The organism is Elusimicrobiales bacterium, from assembly GCA_041651175.1.
In the GTDB taxonomy this organism is placed as follows: Bacteria; Elusimicrobiota; Elusimicrobia; order Elusimicrobiales; family Elusimicrobiaceae; genus JAQTYB01.
Genome location: JBAZJT010000021.1, coordinates 1 through 16,267, shown reverse-complemented (window position 1 = coordinate 16,267; position 16,267 = coordinate 1). Strand labels below are relative to the sequence as shown.

At 57.0% G+C, this 16,267-nt stretch carries 15 protein-coding genes; all 15 read right to left on the bottom strand.

Annotated features, from left to right (window positions below; translation table 11 throughout):
• Positions 1 to 22: 22 nt before the first annotated feature.
• Entirely contained in the window at positions 23 to 1,465 is a 1,443-nt protein-coding gene (locus tag WC421_10095; protein ID MFA5162583.1) for a glycogen/starch synthase, read from the bottom strand.
• 9 nt (positions 1,466 to 1,474) lie between these two features.
• The gene (locus WC421_10090) at positions 1,475 to 2,578 is read right to left on the bottom strand and encodes a DNA adenine methylase (protein ID MFA5162582.1); all 1,104 of its coding nucleotides are present in this window, start codon (positions 2,576 to 2,578) and stop codon (positions 1,475 to 1,477) included.
• Between the two features lie 100 nt (positions 2,579 to 2,678).
• Entirely contained in the window at positions 2,679 to 4,868 is a 2,190-nt protein-coding gene (locus WC421_10085; GenBank protein MFA5162581.1) for a hypothetical protein, read from the bottom strand.
• A 135-nt stretch (positions 4,869 to 5,003) separates the two neighbouring features.
• The gene (locus tag WC421_10080) at positions 5,004 to 5,315 is read right to left on the bottom strand and encodes a DNA adenine methylase (GenBank protein MFA5162580.1); all 312 of its coding nucleotides are present in this window, start codon (positions 5,313 to 5,315) and stop codon (positions 5,004 to 5,006) included.
• Positions 5,316 to 5,332: 17 nt separating this feature from the next.
• Entirely contained in the window at positions 5,333 to 6,340 is a 1,008-nt protein-coding gene (locus WC421_10075; protein MFA5162579.1) for a type II TA system antitoxin MqsA family protein, read from the bottom strand.
• A gap of 1 nt (position 6,341) precedes the next feature.
• Positions 6,342 to 6,665, bottom strand: coding sequence for a type II toxin-antitoxin system MqsR family toxin (locus WC421_10070; protein MFA5162578.1), 324 nt, complete (start codon positions 6,663 to 6,665; stop codon positions 6,342 to 6,344).
• A gap of 58 nt (positions 6,666 to 6,723) precedes the next feature.
• Positions 6,724 to 7,722 carry a DUF4931 domain-containing protein gene (locus WC421_10065; GenBank protein MFA5162577.1) on the bottom strand — a complete coding sequence of 333 codons (999 nt, stop codon included), beginning with the start codon at positions 7,720 to 7,722 and terminating at the stop codon, positions 6,724 to 6,726.
• Positions 7,719 to 8,711: an SMC-Scp complex subunit ScpB gene (gene scpB / locus WC421_10060; protein MFA5162576.1), complete on the bottom strand. Its 993-nt coding sequence runs from the start codon at positions 8,709 to 8,711 to the stop codon at positions 7,719 to 7,721. Before scpB ends, WC421_10065 begins: the two co-directional genes overlap by 4 nt.
• Positions 8,712 to 8,714: 3 nt before the next feature.
• On the bottom strand, positions 8,715 to 9,479 hold the full coding sequence (locus tag WC421_10055) for a segregation/condensation protein A (GenBank protein MFA5162575.1): 765 nt from the start codon (positions 9,477 to 9,479) through the stop codon (positions 8,715 to 8,717).
• On the bottom strand, positions 9,476 to 10,564 hold the full coding sequence (gene trpS / locus WC421_10050; protein MFA5162574.1) for a tryptophan--tRNA ligase: 1,089 nt from the start codon (positions 10,562 to 10,564) through the stop codon (positions 9,476 to 9,478). The genes WC421_10055 and trpS overlap by 4 nt, the downstream gene beginning before the upstream one ends.
• Complete coding sequence (locus tag WC421_10045; GenBank protein ID MFA5162573.1) at positions 10,561 to 11,202, bottom strand: site-2 protease family protein; 642 nt, start codon at positions 11,200 to 11,202, stop codon at positions 10,561 to 10,563. The genes trpS and WC421_10045 overlap by 4 nt, the downstream gene beginning before the upstream one ends.
• A gap of 50 nt (positions 11,203 to 11,252) precedes the next feature.
• Positions 11,253 to 11,813, bottom strand: coding sequence for a potassium-transporting ATPase subunit KdpC (kdpC, locus tag WC421_10040; GenBank protein ID MFA5162572.1), 561 nt, complete (start codon positions 11,811 to 11,813; stop codon positions 11,253 to 11,255).
• Positions 11,810 to 13,852, bottom strand: coding sequence for a potassium-transporting ATPase subunit KdpB (gene kdpB, locus WC421_10035; GenBank protein MFA5162571.1), 2,043 nt, complete (start codon positions 13,850 to 13,852; stop codon positions 11,810 to 11,812). Before kdpB ends, kdpC begins: the two co-directional genes overlap by 4 nt.
• Positions 13,849 to 15,489, bottom strand: a complete 1,641-nt coding sequence (gene kdpA, locus WC421_10030; protein ID MFA5162570.1) for a potassium-transporting ATPase subunit KdpA — start codon at positions 15,487 to 15,489, stop codon at positions 13,849 to 13,851. The genes kdpB and kdpA overlap by 4 nt, the downstream gene beginning before the upstream one ends.
• 162 nt (positions 15,490 to 15,651) lie before the next feature.
• Positions 15,652 to 16,080, bottom strand: a complete 429-nt coding sequence (locus tag WC421_10025; GenBank protein ID MFA5162569.1) for a hypothetical protein — start codon at positions 16,078 to 16,080, stop codon at positions 15,652 to 15,654.
• Positions 16,081 to 16,267 lie beyond the last annotated feature (187 nt).

The following is a 16,267-nucleotide window of genomic DNA, read 5'->3' as shown; positions in this document are numbered from 1 at the left end:
TGCGACCGTGTCGTCCGGGACGCTATCTGCGCAGCTTGTGTATGGTTGAGAACAGGGCCAGGTAATGCGCGGCGGACGAGTCCCACGAGAAATCCCGCTTCATGCCGTTGCGGACCACCTCGCCCCAGACACGCCTGTTGGAAAAATCGCATATCGCCTTGGACAGCGCGGCGGTTACGTTTTCCTTCTGCGCGTCGGCGGCGAAATAGCCGGTAACCGGCGCGGCATCAGAAACGGTGTCGGCCAGCCCGCCGGTGCGGGTTACGACCGGCGGCGCGCCGTAGCGCATGGCTATCATCTGGCTGAGGCCGCACGGCTCAAAGCGCGAGGGCATCAGGAAAATATCGCTGGCGGCGTAGACGATGTGGGCCAGCTCCTCGTTATGCGCGAAACAGCAGGAAATGCGGCCGGGATGCTGGCGCTCCAGCGCGGCAAACGTGTCCTGGACATGCGGGTCGCCGCAGCCCAGCAGCGCGAACTGCGCCCGCGCGGCGAAATTGGGCATCACAGCCGCGATGATGTCGGAGCCTTTCTGCCCCTCCAGCCGCGACACTATGCCCACAAGCGGCGCCTTGTCCTCGGCAAGGCCGGTTCTGGCGCGCAGCGCGGTCCTGGCCGCCGCCTTGCCTTTTGAAAAAGAGCGGAAATCATAGCCGCGCGGGATGAAAGCGTCCATCTCCGGGTCCCAGATTTCGGTGTCTATGCCGTTTAGTATGCCGGAAAAATCCGCCCCGCGCGCGCGCAGCACCCCCTCCAGCCCGCGCCCGAACTCCGGCTTTAAGCGCACCTCGTCGGCGTATCCGGGACTTACGGTGTTGACCCTGTCGCCGAAAACTATGCCGGATTTAAGGAAATTTATCCCGCCGTAGAATTCCAGCTTGTCCGGCGTGAAGTCTATCCAGCCGAAACCCGCCCGGAAATGCGTGTCGCGCGGGAAGCAGCCCTGAAAAGCCATGTTGTGTATGGTAAACAGCGAGCCGGTCTTGGCGAAAAACGCGTCTATGCGGTACAACGTTTTCAGATAGGCGGGAATCAGGCCCGTCTGCCAGTCGTGGCAGTGTATTATGTCCGGCTTGAAGTCTATGAATTTCGCGCCTTCCAGCACCGCGCGCGAGAAGAATATGAAACGCTCGTCATTATCCTGATAATCGCCGTATTTGGTGCGGTAAAGCTCGGCCCGGTCAAAGTATTTGGGGCAGTCTACGAAATAAACGGTGGCTTTTCCCCAGTCCGCGCGCAGGAGGGAGGCGGTTTCCAGCCGCCCCGTCATCGGCACGGAAAAGCTGCCCGGAACCGCTTTCAGCGAAAACATCCCGCCGCCTATATTGCGGTATTTGGGAACGAAAACCACAAGCCTGTTGTCTTTTGTCCGGGAAAACACCTGCGCCAGCGCGCCGGCCACATCGGCCAGCCCGCCGGTTTTGCAGAAAGGGAATACCTCGCTGGCGGCAAGTATTATGTTCATAAATACAGTTTACCGTTTTTCCAGCAGAAATAGAAATTCCTCGTGCGGATTTCCGGGCGAGGCCGCCCAGTCGTTGGTCCATTTCATCGCGGACATCACATTGCGTTTGTATTCCAGCCGGACGGTCTCGGCCAGCCTGCCGCAGGAGCGCATAACTTCATCCAGTTCACGCGCGGTCGCCCGGCCGCCGGAGCTGTAGGATAAAATCACCCACTGCGCGTTCACCCCGCGTATGAGCCGCTCAATCGCCTCAACCGCGATGAAGCGGCCCGCCGCGCCGCGCCGGAACTCCTCAAAAACGGAGGGCGATTTCACGTCAGAACTGTCGCTCCGCCGTTTGGCCTTGCCGAACAATTCCGGTCTGTCGTTAAGGCAGACCGTCGTCCACAAGTGGTAATAAGCCGCATAGCGCACGCGCGAGGGCGGCATTTTCCCGTTATTGGAGCCGTAGGGCGGGTCAAAATACGCCAAATCGGCGGATACTTCCGGCAGCAGGTCAAAAATATCCCGCCTGAAAACCTGATGCCCCCGCCCGCCGCCGCAAAAATCCGGAATTTCCAGCTTCAGTTGCCCGTAAGAGCGCGCGGACCAGTTTTTGAGATACGCGGCGTGATGGCCCAGCGAATTATCCACCCGGTCCAGCGCGAGGATAAGCCCGGTCAAAACGACGGCCTTGTCAACCGGCGGCAGCTTCAACCGCTCTATTTCATCCCGTATGCCGTCCAGTTTCCGCGTGTTATGGATTTGCCAGGGTTTTTTCAGCCCGTCGGAACCGGCGGCGCGCCCGTCGCCGGCGGCCCCGCCGTAATGTTCGCTGAACCACCCGTCCGCAGGCGCGGCCGCGTTAAGATGCGCGAACAATTCCGCATATTCGTCGCGGGTTTTCCGGTTAAGCAAATAGCACCGCCCGAACGTTTCGGACCAGACGGCGATATCATTGCAAATCACCCCATACCCGTTTTTGGCGAAAGCCTGCGAAACCCGCGTGGTCCCCGAAAACCCGTCCAGCACGGTTCCCGCCCCGGTTTTTGCCGCCAATGCCAGAATATGCGGCAGCAATTTCAACTTGGAGCCCGCGTATTTGACGCCCTGAGTGGAAAGAGACTCTATCACGATTTCTGTAAACAGCAACGATATTGCTGCTACCCTATAAAACCGGCACGGTTTTTTAGCCGGGTAGCAGCATATTCAACCTTGCCAACTCCCGCAGGCTTCAAATTATAACCCGCAACAACTTCCATGCGCCAAATGCCAGCAACATGAAAGTTAAAGTAAACACTCCCACGGCTTTCAGCCAATTTGTTCGTTTAAGCAATGTGATGGGAGAATACCCCTCCTGCTCAAGCTGTTTGAATAATTCTTCGTCTTCCGGCCTTCGATACGTCAGCAGGCGCATGGGCAAGTACAAGCCCAAAACCAGACTTGCAAGAAAATACACTGCGATGACATGAATACTCTGATATTCGTTAAAACAGAATGCCATGTAGGAGAATACGATTATTGTCCCAGCCGCAAGGGCGATATTGGTGAAAATGCCAACGAGAAGCGAAACGACAGTGTGTTTCAACTTATCCGCCGCATTTGTTTTGCGCGCCGTAAATTCCAGAAAATACAAAAACACAAACGAGCCGCAGAAAAGTTTCAAAAACAGCATCGGCTGAATATCGAAACTGGTAATATAGGTATCGTTCATGAAGTTTTGCGCATTGAAAAGCGCTGCATCATAGTAAACCAAGGTCGCGGGAAAAATCGCCCCAAACAAAATTGCGGTAAGCGGACGATACCCACGGTATTTTATCCATGCCAGAGCGCTCCCACATATCGCGATACACGCAATAGACATCAACAGTCGCAGCCAACTCAATGGAAATCTAAAAGACATAAGCAGCAAAATAATGAAAGGCGCCAATGCAAGACCGGACAGTAAGGTCACTGGACTGGCGCAACTCAACAAAAGCCCCCATCGTCTCTTCCACTGATAACCGCGCGAAGCTAAAGCATTTTGCAGTTCCAATCCCTTTTCGGTATCTTCTTTGTATAAAAACAATGCCGTTGCCGCGACGGCAACTAGCGAAAAGCATCCGGCAACCCCCAAGGCAAGAGATTCAGCGAACCAATTTTTTCTTAAGCCATGATTGGGAACAATAAGCCGCGCCGAAATACCCGACACAAGCAGGAGGGCAATAAGCGCCAACCACGACGAAAACATTATGTGCTCAAATATAAACAGCGGAATACGGAGATTGCCTGGCATTTTATCTTCAATCCAAAGATCATCTGTCAACGATGTGCCCGGAGCGGAAAGGTTGATTTTGGTGTACATACCCTGCTTATGCGGGATGGGCTTGGCATATTCGAATCTATAATCGTCGGCAATAAAGTATTGCGTCTTGATATAGGGGCCAATGTCTTTAAAAACATCGGGAGTAACAAAACCCCGAATTTTGATAGTTGCCGGAACAACAGCACTGCCGTAAACACTGGTAAGCTTCAGTGGATAATAGAGCTTATCGGTGGGAAATGTCACAGACACTGCCAGTCTTGGCGATCGTGTCTGCCACATTTGCTTCCTGACATTGTCCACAAGCCCGGGAATTTTAGCAACTTCTGCTAACAGCGCGGCATTATCCTGGTCGGACAATTTACGCGACCGCCACAGGGTATCCGCATACCTTCGGCGTAATTTAACTAAATCTCCGGAACTTGCGCGTTGACGATTCAGATACATCAACACGTCCATCGCTGTTACTGGAAGATTTTCACCATTCTTATCCACCCAAGACACTACAAAGGAATAGTCCTTGCCTGTATACTCATCCAGCACAGGGATAAATCCCCGATTTATGGGTAAACCTTTGCCGGAAAAGTAGTTATATAATCCGTCGCCTTCGCGGGCAGTGACAAGTTCTGTCACTATACCGTTTTTTTCAACCTGCTGATGCACCATCACACCCGCTGGGGCGTTTTTGGATCCGAGACTCCCCAAACTTCCGGCGGCGCTGCCAAAAACCTTGTATGGTAATATGCTGTTAAGACGTGTTAATATCAGCGGATACAACTGTGAGCCTAAAACCAAATCTTTCGTTCTTTCAAGCCGATAATTCAACGCTTCATGTATTTCCTGTCCTAAAAAATCCGGGATATTTTCGACAATGTCCAATTTCACTTTTTCCGGAACGGCAGGAACAGGGAGAAGCCACACGCCCTTTGTGAAATCTTTCGCGGCTCCGATACTTACCATCAGTTGTTCATTGTTCTTCTCGTAGTTGATATAGGCGTATTGGTCGGTCTCAACCGGGAAATCCATGCCTTTGCTAGCAATCATACAACCATCGGCATGAACTTTAACAACGGCAAAAATTAACAGTAAATTCAGGACACTGACAATTTTCATACTTTTCATAACTGCCTCCAAAGTATTCTTACGAAATTTGTGTTTTTTACCCCTGATACCCACAAGTTGTCAACAATTATACAAGATATGCCAAAATCCGATGCGCTGCTTGGCAAAAGCTATTGCCCGGGGAACATCCCCTCATCAAGCCTCGTTGAGCAATTTTGCCGCCAGTTCCGGCGACAGCGAGTTGAGGTGGGCCAGCAACTGCCCGCGCTCCCGCGCCAGCCCGGCGTTTTGCAGATAGCACCGCCCGAACGTTTCGGACCAGACGGCAATATCATTGCAAATCACCCCATACCCGTTTTTGGCGAAAGCCTGCGAAACCCGCGTGGTCCCCGAAAACCCGTCCAGCACGGTTCCCGCGCCGGTCTTCCCGGCCAATGCCAGAATATGCGGCAGCAATTTCAACTTGGAGCCGGCATATTTGACGCCCTCTGTCGAAAGCGCTCTCACGACTTCCCCTGTCCCTGCTAAGGCAAACTCATTGTCAAGTTTTTTGCCAGATGGTATGAGATTCTTTCTCTTGTGGCAGTGTTTTTGTATGGGGATTCGTTATGCGATTGCTGTGAAATCTCATTGCAACTTGAGTTTTTAAACTTTCCTATCACAAAATCCAATGCTTCCTTTTCAGTTTCTGTGAATTCTCTGGCATTTGGAGTAACCAGCGCACTTATCGCTTCGCCGAATTTCCGCTCCTCTTTTCGCAACAATTTGTCTTCAACCATTTTGGAAAGTATCAAGTCATAATGATTCGGCACGGGGCCGAAATCCAGATGCACATAGCCATTGCCGCTGATGGAAATCATGTGGCGTTTGAAATGCAGAAAGTCGGCATACCACAACATCTTGTTGATCTTGGTTTTGAATGTTTCCTTAAGGTGGTTCACTATGTAGAGTATCATCTGGATTGTTTTTCTCAAATCAAAAGCTTTATTCCCCGTAAATTCGGGTTGCGCTGTTTTTGCATACGACAAGTAATATTCAAACGCCTTATTAAACCGCGAAACTGCTGCTCGTTCCATCAAGACGTTAACTTTTATATGTATTTCATCCCTTAAACGTTGGGGCAGCAATTCCTTATTTTCCTCATAAATAAACAACATGTTTTCGGGCATTTTTATAAGTTCCAGCAGTTCGTTGTGCGCCCTGTCCTGAATAGCGCCCGCTTCATAACGATGGATGGTTATCTCTCCCCATCCCAGCAAGCCGCCGAATGCGCGCTGGCTCAGCCCGTATTGTTCGCGGATGGCCCTTATTTCCCGCGGAGACAGAAGTTTATGTTTCCGGCGGTAGCCGGCAAATGCCTGTTCCAGATTTTTTGAATCCAGCTTTTCATTAAATATGCTTTCCGAACACTCCGGACACCGCAGAAATACGGATTTTATCTCTATTTCATCGCCTTTTACGGGCAATTTCTCCGCTTTTGTATGCTCAACAGCGGGAACCATTTTATCGCAATTTGGGCAGTAAGTTTTCATATTAATGCTCCGCATGATGGAATGAAATACATTTGCCGCCACATCTGAGATCGCTGCTTAACTTTATATATATTTTTTCCCCGCTGACAATGACCACAAATTCCCACACATCGCAATTCTGGTATTTATTATCCGGTTTCGGCCCCGCATAGTAATCAGCCGGAGTCAGCCCTGCAATGATACGCTTGGCTTCCTGTACCGGCATACCCAAGGCCGCAAGAGATTTCAAGTTTTTCTCCCTTGGAACAAGATAAAAACCCCTTGCCATGCTTTTCTTGAACTTGTCAAGAAACAACGTAACCTGCCAATCGGCTATCGGAGCCATCTCCCCTATATCCTATATGCTATCATAAGATAACACAAATTTCAATGCCATTTTGCAGTTACGTCTCGTTAAGGGTTTTTGCCGCCAGTTCGGGGGGGAGGGAGTTTATGTAACAGCCGCTGCCCCATTCAAAGCCGGCGATGGTGCCGGTTTTGGGCATAAGCTCTATGTGCCAGTGGTAATGCGCGTTCTCGTGATCGCGCAGCGGCATGGTGTGCAGCATCCAGTTGAACGGCGCGCCGCCGGTGGCCCGGCGCAGCTTGGCCATGACGGTCTTCATCAGCCGGGCGAGGTTTTTTATGCCTCCGGCGGAAATGCGCTCGTAATGGCCGGAATGCTCCTTTGGCAAAATCCAGGTTTCAAACTGGAAGCGGCTGGCGTAGGGCTCCATGGCTATGAAATCGCCGTCCTCGCAGACTATGCGCTCGGCGAAACGCCGCTCCTCGCGGATGATGTCGCAGAAAACGCAGCGCTCTTTATAATCGTGATAGGCCTTGCTGCCGTCCATCTCCTGCCGGACGCGGATGGGCACCATCGGCAGCGCGATAAGCTGCGAATGCGGATGCGAAAGCGTCGCCCCCGCCGCCCGGCCGTAATTTTTGAAAACCAGCGCGTACTGAAGCCGCTTGTCCTGCGCGGCGGCCAGCATCCTGTGGCGGTAGGCGCGGAAAATATCCTCCACCTCGCAGTCCTCCATGTCGGCTATATGGCGGACATGGTGCGGGGTTTCTATGATGACCTCGTGCGCGCCGGCGCCGTCCATCTCGTCATACATGCCGACGCCGTGGCGGTGAATACGGCCCGCCGGGTCAAGAGCGGGAAATTTGTTGCCCACCACGCGCAAAGTCCAGCCGGGCTGGCCCGGTTTGCGCCGCGCGGGGCCGCAGGCGAAGGTTTCGGCGGGGGTGTCGGCCTCGCGCCCGGGGCAGAAGGGGCATTTGGAAACGTCGTCCGAGGCTGCCGCCTCCGGCTTGAAATCCGACGGGCGCAGCCTCCGCCCGGAGGCGATTATCACCCAGCGTCCTATAATGGGGTCTCTGCGGAGTTCGGGGGTCATCCCGCCTCCGGCGCGCCCGGCTCCGGCGTGATGCGTTTTTCATCCTCCGCGCCCAGCGGAGTTTCGTCCGAAATCCCGGTTTCCGGCAGGGGGATTTCCTCCGGCGCGGCGGCGGTTTCCTCCGGCATGGCGGGCTGCTCCGTGTTTTCGGGTTGCGCGGTGGCCTCAGGCGCGGCAGGCTGCTCCGCATTCTCCGGCTGAATTTCTGCTGCCGGCGCGATGTTCGCGGCGGCGGGTTCAGCGGCGGCGGTGTCCGCAAATGACTGGGGCGCGGGAGGCTCCCCCCCGGCGCATTGTTCCGCCGGAACAGTTTCCGGCGCGGCCTCCGGCGCTGCCTCCGGCGCTGCGGCGGCTGCCATGTCCTGCGCGGCTGCTTCGTCAACCGCATCAGCCGGCGGAGATTCGGTGAAAAGCTCCTGCTGGCCCTCCGCGCCGCCCGGCAGCGGCTGGCCGGCGGCATTTTCGCCGGGCTTGGGGGCGAATGCTTCCAGCTTCGGCAGGCCCTCTATGCCGGAGAGGCCGAATATGCGCAGAAATTCCTCGGTGGTGCCGTAAAGCAGCGGGCGGCCCACGGTCTCCTTGCGGCCAACGGCTTTTACCAGCCCGCGCGTTATAAGGGTTTCCAGCGGGGCGATGACCTCCACGCCGCGGATGACTTCAATCTCGGCGCGGGTAAGCGGCTGGCGGTAGGCGATTATGGCCAAAGTCTCCAGCGCGGCGGAGGAGAGCCGCATCGTCATCTTCTCGTTGAAAAGCCGGCGCACCCAGCGGCCGTATTCGGGCTTGGTGGCAAGCTGCCAGCCGCCGCCGGATTCAAGCACCTGCACCGCGCTGCCGATGTCCAGATATTTGCGCTGGAGGGCGGCCACGGCCTCGCGCACGTCGCCCTCTCCGGACTCGGCGGCTTTGCAGAGCTTTTTGACGTCAAGCGGCTGGTCGGTTATGAAAAGCAGGGTTTCAACCACTTTTGAGAGTTCTTCTTTCTCCATAAATCACGCTCCGGCAAGCAGGGGGGCCTCTTGCGGCTTGGGCGGCTCGCCCGGCTCGTTTCTGAGATATACCCGTATTTCGCCAAGCGGCGCGTCCTGGCGGACTATAATTTTACGCAGCTTGATAAGCTCCAGCAGCGCCATAAAGCAGGTGATGACGCCGAGGCGCTTATTCTCCCCGGCGAAAATATCGTCAATAAGCGTCCATGGCCGCGCGGCCAGCAGCGACAGGATTTTGTCCATCCGGGTTTCAATGGGGAACTGCTCGGCGTTGACCGCGCCGGCGGGGCCTCTGTCCTCCACGCGCTCCATGGCGCGCCTGACGGCATCCAGCAGCTCAAAGAGCTCCAGACTGAGGACTTTTTCCGACTCCGCGAAAAACGGGCTGCCGCGGTAATAGACATCCTTGAACTGTTCAAACTGCCCGTCCAGGAATTTGGAGGCTTCCCTGTATTTCTGATACTCGGTGATTTTGCCGATAAGCTCGGCTGCGGGGTCGGGGCCTTCGTCGGCTGCGGGGTCGGCCTGCGAGGGCAGCAGCGTCTTGGCCTTGATCTGCATCAGGGTGGCCGCCATCACCAGAAAATCGCCGGCGATGTCCAGGTTCAAATCGCGCATCACATCCAGATAGGCCAGATACTCGTGAGTTATCTGGGCGATGGGAATATCGTAGATGTCCAGATTGTTCTTGCGAATCAGGTAAAGCAGAAGGTCCATCGGGCCTTCAAAAACATCAATCTCAACCTTTATCGGTTCTGTTTGAATCATGCCAGTTTCATCGCTTTGCGGACAAGTTTCATGGTTTCCGATGCGCTTGCGCGGGCCTTTTTCCCGCCTTCGGCCAGAATTTTATCGGCAAGCTGCGGGTCGGATTCGTAGGGCTTGCGCTTTTCGCGGAAGCCGGCGAGCTGCTGCTCCATGAATGTGAACAAATGCTTTTTGCAGTTGACGCAGCCGATTGCGCCCTCGCGGCATTCGCCTTCGCGGGTTTTGAAATCCGGGTTGCAGATTTTGTGGAAGGCGAACACCACGCAGCCGTCCGGGTTGCCCTTGTCGTTGGCGCGCTTTTTGCCGGGGTCGGTAAACATCGCCATAACTTTTTTCTGCGCCGAATCCGCGGCTTCGCACATCTCTATGGCATTGCCGTAGGATTTGGACATTTTGCGCCCGTCTGTCCCCGGCACCTTCGGAACCTGGCTTAGCAGCGGCTGCGGCTCCGGCAATACCGCGCCGTACAAGTCGTTGAATTTGCGCGCTATCTCGCGTGAGATTTCAATATGGGCCACCTGGTCCTGGCCCACGGGCACAACCTCGCCGCCATGCACCGAAATATCGGCGGCCTGCAGCACCGGGTAGCCCAGAAAACCGAAAGAGGCCAGCTCGGAGGCTGCCGCAAGCTCCGCGTCGCCGCCTATGCCGGCGGACTGGTTCAGCGCGCTCATCAGTTTGGACGCGTCTTCGGTCTTGTGATGCTCCATCTGTCCCGCGTATTTTTTCTGGAAAATTTCAATGAGTTGTTCTTTATATGTCGGGCAGCGCAGCAGCCAGCCCACCGGCGTTATCATGCCCAGCAGCAGCGCAAGCTCGGCGTGTTCGGGCACGTCGGACTGGCGGAAAATAACGGCTTTTTGCGGGTCCAGCCCGGCGCAGAGCCAGTCTATGACCATCTCGCGCGTGTCGGAGACGATATTTTCGGTGTTGTCGTGCTTTGTGGTAAGCACATGCCAGTCCGCGGTGAAAAAATAGCAGTCGTAGCCGTCCTGCAACTGCGCCCAGTTTTTTAGCGCGCCGAAATAATTGCCGAGATGCAATCTTCCCGTGGTTCTCATGCCGGAAACCAGTTTTTTCTTCATAGCATTGGAAGCCCCATTTTGGCCAGCACGAAAAGCGCCAGCACAAGCGGCGGCAGTATCAGATACTTTATCGCGCCGGTGAAAATAAGCGCGATAAGTATGAACGGCGCGTAGCGCGCGTGGCTTTCGTAGCGGGCCGCCATATTGTAAGGCAGCAGCCCCGCCACTATGCGCGAGCCGTCCAGCGGAGCAAGCGGTATAAGGTTGAATACCGCCAGCACTATATTTATGGTGATGCCGAAACCCATGGCCTTTACCATGGTAACCGTCATCTCCGGCCCCAGGGAAGCGCGCGCCAGCAGCGCCAGTTTCATAAATACCGCGCAGGCGGCGGCAAGCAGCAGGTTTGACAGCGGGCCGCACGCCGCCACCTTGACCACATCCGTCCTGGGAGTATAAAGCCGCAGCGGGTTTATCGGCACCGGCTTGGCCCAGCCGAACATCGGCAGTCCGGCGAAATGGCAAAGCACGGGCAGCGCTATGGTGCCCATGAAGTCTATATGCGGCAGCGGGTTAAGCGTGAGCCTGCCGGAATGATAAGCGGTGTCGTCGCCCCGGCGGAAGGCCATATAGCCGTGGGCGAATTCATGGAATATTATTGAAAAAAACAATACGGGGGCCTGATAAATCCATTCCATCAGTTCATTGTATCAATTTCCCCGCGCCGGACAAAAAGCCGCGCTCCGGTTTAAGGATGCCCGGCTGTTGCGGCCTGCCACTCATCCAGCGCGAGGTTTAGAAGCAGCACGTTCACCCTCGGTTCGCCGGAAAAGCCGGAACGGCTGCCTTCGGCGCGGGATAGCGCCAGCGCGGCCAGCCGCGATTCGTCAATGCCGCGCGCTTTGGCCACGCGCGCGCACTGCGCCAGCGCGGCCTGCGGGCTTATATGCGGGTCCAGCCCGCTGCCGGAGGCGAAAATCAAATCCGCCGGGGCGTCCGCTCCGAATTTTTCCCTGCGGGCTTTGGCGGCGTCCCGCAATGCCGCGCTGCCCGGCGCGCGGTTGCTGCCGCCGGACGGCATGGGGTTGTAATCAACCGCCGAGGGGCGCGGCCAGAAATATCCCGGCCCGGTGAAATTCTGGGCCACAAGCTTCGAGCCGATTATCCGCCCGCCGCGCCATATAAGCCCGCCGGAGGCGGCGCCGCCGGAAAAAGTTCGCGCGAACATCCATACGGCAAGCGGGTAGGCAAGCCCGGTTAGCACGGTCATTAAAATCAGGAATTTAAGCGCGGCAAGAGTTGTTTTCATATGACAAGCCCTATCACCATATCCAGCAGCTTTATGCCGATAAACGGCGCGATAACCCCGCCCGCGCCGTAGACCAGCACATTGCGCCGCAGCAGGGTTTGCGCGTCCACCGCCTCGTATTTGACGCCGCGCAGCGCCAGCGGAATCAGCGCGATTATTATCAGCGCGTTGAATATGACCGCGCTGAGCACCGCGCTTTGCGGCGAATGCAGCCGCATTATGTTAAGCGACGCCAGCGGCCCGGCGTGGCCGTCCGCCGCATACAGCGCGCCAAACAGCGCCGGGATTATGGCAAAATACTTGGCAACGTCGTTTGCGATGCTGAATGTGGTCAGCGCGCCGCGCGTCATGAGAAGCTGCTTGCCGGTTTCCACTATCTCTATAAGTTTGGTGGGGTTGCTGTCCAGATCCACCATATTGCCGGCTTCGCGCGCGGCCTGTGTGCCGGTGTTCATGGTTACGGCCACGTCGGCCTGCGCCAGAGCGGGAGCGTCGTTGGTGCCGTCGCCGGTCATGGCCACCAGCCTGCCGGAGGATTGCTCCTGCCGTATGCGCGCCAGCTTGGATTCGGGCGTGGCCTGCGCCATAAAATCGTCTACCCCGGCCTCGGCTGCGATGGCGGCGGCGGTAAGCGGATTGTCGCCCGTTATCATGATGGTTTTGATTCCCATCTTGCGCAATTGCGTGAAACGCTCCTTTATGCCGCCCTTGACCACGTCTTTGAGGTGTATAAGCCCCAGCGCCCTGCCGTTGTCAACCACCGCCAGCGGCGTGCCGCCGGAATTGGCTATGGCGGCCTGCCGCTCCTCCAGCTCCGGCGGGAACGCGCACAGTCCCCTGATGGCGGCGATGGAGCCTTTCAGTATTTTCCGCGGCGGGTTATGCAACTCCACTCCGCTGCATTGCGTCATGGCGGAAAAGGGGATGAATTTCGCCTCGTGGGGCTGCAGCCCCTCCGCGCGCAGCTGGAATTTTGACTTGGCCAGCGCGGTTATGGAGCGGCCCTCCGGCGTCTCGTCGGAGAGGGAGGCCAGCTGCGCGGCCTGCGCCAGCTCCTGCTCCGTTACCCCCGGCGCGGGGATAAAAGCGCTTGCCATCCTGTTGCCGAAGGTGATGGTGCCGGTTTTGTCCAGCAGCAGCACGTCTATGTCGCCGGCGGCCTCAACCGCGCGGCCGCTTTTGGCTATCACGTTTTTCTGGAGCATCCGGTCCATTCCGGCTATGCCGATGGCGCTTAAAAGCCCGCCTATGGTGGTGGGTATCAGGCAGACCAGCAGCGACACAAGCACCGGAACCGTTACCACGGCGGACAAATCCTGCCCGGCGGAGGCCGCCGCGTAATCCGCGAAAAACTTCAGCGAAACCACCGCCAGCAGGAAAATAACCGTCAGCGCGGCCAGCACCATGTTAAGCGCGGTCTCGTTGGGCGTTTTCTGGCGGGCGGAGTTTTCTATAAGGGCTATCATCCGGTCCACGAAGCTCTGCCCGGGGTCGGCGGAGATGCGGACAACAATTCTGTCGCTCAGCACTCTTGTGCCGCCGGTAACCGCGCTTCTGTCGCCGCCGCTTTCGCGGATGACGGGCGCGGATTCTCCGGTTATGGCGGATTCGTCCACGGTGGCGATGCCTTCGGCCACTTCGCCGTCGCCGGGAATCATGTCCCCGGCCTCGCAGACCACGGTGTCGCCCCTGCGTAGCGCGGAGGCGGAGACTTTTTCCTCCCTGCCGTTTTCAATCCGGCGGGCGATTATTTCCACCCGGGATTTGCGCAGCGATTCGGCGCGGGCCTTGCCGTGCCCCTCGGCCAGCGCCTCGGCGAAATTGGCAAACAGCACCGTAAACCACAGCCACAGCGCGATTTGCAGCTCAAAACCGGGGATATGCGGCAGCCGCAGGATTACACAGCACGTCACCACAGCGGCGCCGAGGAGTGTTACAAACATCACCGGATTGCCAAGCTGAACCGCCGGATTGAGCTTGGCAAAAGCGTCCGCCGCCGCGCGCAGGACCAGCTTCCTATCCCAGAAGGTTTTGCTCATAAAAGATGTTCCGCCAGCGGACCTAAGGCCAGCGCCGGGAAAAAAGTCAGCCCGCCCACAATCAGTATCACCGCGCCCAGCAGCGCGCCGAAGGTGAGAGTGTCCGTCGGCAGCGTCCCGGCGGAGGGGGGGCATTGCTTTTTAAGCCCCATGCCGCCGGCTATGGCAAGGCACGGTATTATAACCGCGAACCTGCCTATAAGCATGGCGGCGGCCAGCCCGATGTTGAAAAACGGTGTGTTGGCGTTTAGCCCGGCAAACGCGCTGCCGTTGTTGCCGGCGGCGGAGGTCCAGGCATAGAGCAGTTCGCTAAAGCCGTGCGGCGCGCCGCAGGACAGGCTGGCCAGCGCCGCCGGAACCGCGCAGGACAGCGCCGCGCCCGCCAGTATGGCCGCGCCCGGAGCCAGCACCCCGATTATGGTCAGCAGAATCTCGTTTTTCTCTATTTTCCTGCCCAGGTATTCCGGCGTCCGGCCCACCATAAGCCCGCATAAAAATACCGTCAGCAGCACAAACAGCAGCATTCCGTACATGCCGGAGCCGGCGCCGCCGAAGACGACCTCGCCCAGCATTATGTTAAACAGCGCGGTTCCGCCCGCCAGCGGCGAGAGGCTGGAGTGCATCGCATTCACCGAGCCGTTGGACGCGGCGGTGGTGGACACGGCCCATATAACGCTGTTGGTTATGCCGAAGCGGACCTCTTTTCCCTCCAATGCCGCCGGATTTCCGCTTTCCGCCCATAGCGAAACCGCCAGCCCCGCCGCCCAGAAGGCCAGCATCACCGCAAACAGCAGCGCGCCGTGCCGCCGGTTCCCGGCCATTTCGCCGTAGGCGAAAACGCAGGCCGCCGGCAGCAGCAGAAGGGCCAGCATTTCAATGAAATTGCTTAGCGGCGTCGGATTTTCAAGCGGATGGGCGGAATTGGCATTGTAATAGCCGCCGCCGTTGGTGCCTATCTGCTTTATGGCGATTTGCGAGGCGGCAGGCCCCAGCGGTATGGTTTGCGCGGCCCCTTCCACCGTAACCGCCCGCGCGTTGGGCGCGAAAGTCTGCGGCACGCCCTGCCAGACCAGCAGCCCCGCCGCAAGCAGCGACAGCGGCAGTAGCAGCCGCACCGTAATCCGCGTCATATCGCCCCAGAAATTGCCCAGCGTTTCCGTGCGCTTTGCAAGGCCGCGCACCATCGCCGCCATCACCGCAATTCCCGCCGCCGCGCTGAGGAAATTCTGCACGGCAAGCCCCGCCATCTGGGTGAAATGGCTCATCGTCGTCTCGCCCGCGTATCCCTGCCAGTTGGTGTTTGTCATGAAGCTGACTGCGGTGTTGAGCGCGGACATCCACTCAACCGCCCCCAGCCCGTTGGGGTTAAGCGGCAGCTTTCCCTGCAAAAGCTGCATCACAAACACCGCCGCGAAGCAGAAAAAGCTGAAAACCAGCAGGGCGCGCAGATATTCCTTCCAGTTCATCGCTTCGTCTGCGTCAATGCCGCAAAGCCTGTATATCAGCCTCTCGGCAGGGCCGAATATCCGGGACTGAAGCCGGCTGGAATTTTCCAGCGCGGCGGCCATGTAAATCCCCAGCGGCGGCGAAAGCAAACCCAGCGCGACGGCATAAACGGCTATCTGCGTGTAATTCATGAAATCTCCATGTCAGCGCAACGGGACGGGAGCGGACGAAACCGCCCGCGCTCTTTTGCATTGCGGGTATCTATGAAGGCACGGCGCAACTTCGTCATATTGGGGGAAGCGAGAACAAGGTTATTCTATCATAAAACCCGGCCCGCGCGGCTGACAGGGCGGTCAGCGCGGTTCACCCGCCGTGCCGGAATAGGCGCCGACCTGGTACAGCGATTCGTCGCATTCTATGAAAATGAAGGAGCCGTCGTCCGTCCATGTTATTGAACCATACTCCCTGCAGCCGGTAACGGCAAATCCCTTTTTCCGGGTAAAATCACTGTTCAGGAACAGCAGGCTTTTGTCGTCAAGCAGCGTCGTAACAATGTTGTTTCGGGCAAACAAAGTCAGCCGGGGGAGGCAGTTTATATTCCTGTGTATAACCGTGGTTTCATTGCGGGAGCAGTCTATTTTGACCAGGTCGCAATCGCCGCTTACTTCTTCGTCGCCGGAACCGGGGATGTAATTGACCGAAACGGCAAGCACCCGGTTCTCATCCAGCGGAAGTATCTGTGGTTCCCACAGCCATTCGCTGTAGGTTATTATTTCCGGCATGACATGCACAGTAGTGGTTCCGCAGGAAATATCATAATGCCTGTCCTTTGGGCGATACCCAGAATTATCCAATGCAAGATGAGCCTGAAGGAATGCTCGTTTCCAACACAAGATGAGCCTGAACCGCGCTGAAATCGTCCGTTTGCGCTCCGTCGTTCGTAAACTAAGCCATGACGCTGGAAATGGA